This window comes from Bradyrhizobium sp., assembly GCF_019242285.1.
Classification (GTDB): Bacteria; Pseudomonadota; Alphaproteobacteria; order Rhizobiales; family Xanthobacteraceae; genus Bradyrhizobium.
The window spans coordinates 1-2,630 of the sequence record NZ_JAFAVV010000292.1 but is presented as its reverse complement, the minus strand read 5'-3'; the positions used below and the strand labels follow the sequence as shown (position 1 = coordinate 2,630).

The 2,630-nt window shown below is 66.1% G+C and carries 1 protein-coding gene; it reads left to right on the top strand.

The window, feature by feature from the left end; genetic code table 11:
• Positions 1-2,630 (top strand): transcription-repair coupling factor (gene mfd / locus JOY90_RS11420; protein ID WP_291691245.1); only part of this gene is annotated, 2,630 nt, incomplete at both ends.

Sequence of the window (2,630 nt, the reverse complement as noted above, 5' to 3'; positions counted from 1 at the left end):
GCGTCAAGCGCTTTCGCGCCCGGTACCGTGAAGCTTTCGGCGGCAATGCCACTGGTGATCCGCTTTATCAGGCGGTCAGCGATGGCCGGCGCCTCGCCGGAATGGAGCACTGGCTGCCGTTTTTCGAAGAGCGGCTGGCGACCCTGTTCGACCATCTCGGCGACGACGACGTGCTTATCCGCGACATCGGCACCGCCGCGGCGGGCGAAGCGCGGGCCGAATCGATCGAGGATTATTATCAGAACCGGCGCAGCGTGCAGGGGGGTGACGCCGGCAGCTATCGGCCCATCGCGCCCGAACTGCTCTATCTGACGCGGGAAGAATGGCATGGGCTGATCGATCAGCGCCGGGTTCATCTCGCCACCCCCCACCGCGAGCCGGAAAGCAAGCTCGTCATCGATTTCGAGGTCGATGGCGCGCGCGATTTCACGCCCGAGCGGGCGCAGAATGCCAATATCTACGAGGCCGTCAGCGATCATGTCGCGGCTCTGCGCGAGCAGGGCCGCAAGGTCGTGCTGGCAAGCTACACCGCGGGTGCGCGCGAGCGCCTGTCCGGGCTGCTCAAGGACCACGGCCTCAAGGGCGCCCAATTCGCCGACGGGTGGCAGGAGGCGCTGGGCCATGGCCTCGCCCAGGTCGTCCTTCCGCTCGACCACGGCTTTACCGCTCCAGACGTCGCCGTACTGACCGAGCAGGATATGCTCGGCGACCGGCTCGTCCGCCGGCGGCGGAGAGCCAAGAGCGCCGATGCCTTTCTTGCCGAGCTCGCCGCACTCACCCCGGGTGATCTCGTCGTCCATGCCGATCACGGGATCGGGCGCTATGATGGCCTGACGTCGATCCCGGTGGGCCAGAGCCCGCATGACTGTGTCGCCTTGAGCTACAGCGGCGGCGACAAGCTCTACGTGCCGGTCGAGAACATCGACGTGCTGTCACGCTACGGCAGCGAAGGTGACGGTGTCGCCCTCGACAAGCTCGGCGGCGTCGCCTGGCAGACGCGCAAGGCGCGGATGAAGGAACGCATCCGCGAAATCGCCGGCGAGTTGATCGCCACCGCCGCCTCGCGGGCGCTCAAGCCGGCACCCGTCGCGCAACCCGACAGCGCCGGCTTCCCGGCGTTCGTCGACCGTTTTCCGTACGACGAAACCGACGATCAGGATCGCGCCATCGACGACACGATCGAGGATCTCGGCGCGGGCCGGCCGATGGACCGGCTGGTGGTCGGCGATGTCGGCTTCGGCAAGACCGAGGTGGCGCTGCGGGCAGCGTTCATCGCCACCATGGCCGGGTTGCAGGTGGCGCTGGTATGCCCGACGACGCTGCTCGCGCGACAGCATCACCGCACCTTTGCGGAACGCTTCGCGGGCTTCCCGATCCGCATCGGCCGGCTGTCGCGCCTCGTCCCTTCCGCCGAGGCCAAGGCCACTCGCGATGGCCTCGCCGATGGCACGATCGACATCGTCGTCGGGACCCACGCAGTCCTCGCCAAGTCGGTGCAGTTCAAACGGCTCGGCCTGGTGATCGTCGACGAGGAGCAGCATTTCGGCGTCACCCACAAGGAGCGGTTGAAGGCGCTCAAGACCGAGGTTCATCAGCTCACGCTGACCGCGACCCCGATCCCCCGGACGCTTCAGATGGCGATGTCGGGCTTGCGCGATCTCTCGGTGATCCAGACGCCGCCGGTCGATCGCCTGGCGGTTCGCACCTATGTCATGCCGTGGGATCCGGTGGTGGTGAGGGAGGCGCTGCTGCGCGAGCATTACCGCGGCGGACAGAGCTTCTTCGTCACGCCCCGCATCGCCGATCTGCCGGACATCGAAACCTTTCTGCGCAAGGAGGTGCCCGAAGTTCGCTATGTCGTCGCGCATGGCCAGATGCCGGCGAGCGAGGTCGATGAACGAATGTCGGCCTTTTACGACAAGAAGCACGACGTGCTGGTCTCGACCACCATCGTCGAGAGCGGGCTCGACATTCCGAGCGCGAACACCCTCATCGTGCATCGCGCAGACAGTCTCGGCCTGGCCCAGCTCTATCAGCTGCGGGGACGCGTCGGCCGGTCAAAGACGCGCGCCTATGCCTATCTCACCACGCCGGCCAATCGCCGCATCACCGAGAGCGCCGAAAAGCGGCTGCACGTGCTGTCGAACCTCGATTCGCTCGGCGCGGGCTTCCAGCTCGCCAGCCATGACCTCGACATTCGCGGCGCCGGCAATCTGCTTGGCGACGAACAGTCCGGCCATATCAAGGAGGTCGGCTTCGAACTCTACCAGTCCATGCTCGAGCATGCGATCGCCGAGGCTCGCGCCGGTGGCCTCACCGAAGAGCGCGCCAATCGCGAATTCTCGCCGCAGATTACCCTGGATGTGCCGATCCTCGTGCCCGAGGATTACGTTCCCGACCTCGACCTGCGCATGGCGCTCTATCGCCGGATCAACCAGCTCGAGGACCAGGGGTCGATCGAGGCCTTCGCCGCCGAGCTGATCGATCGCTTCGGTCCGCTTCCCGAGGCAACGTCGAATCTCATCAGGCTGATCGCCATCAAGCTGAATTGCCGGACCGCCCATGTCGCGAAGATGGACGTCGGCCCGAAAGGCGCGCTGGTTGCCTTCCGTGACGACAGCTTCCCCGAC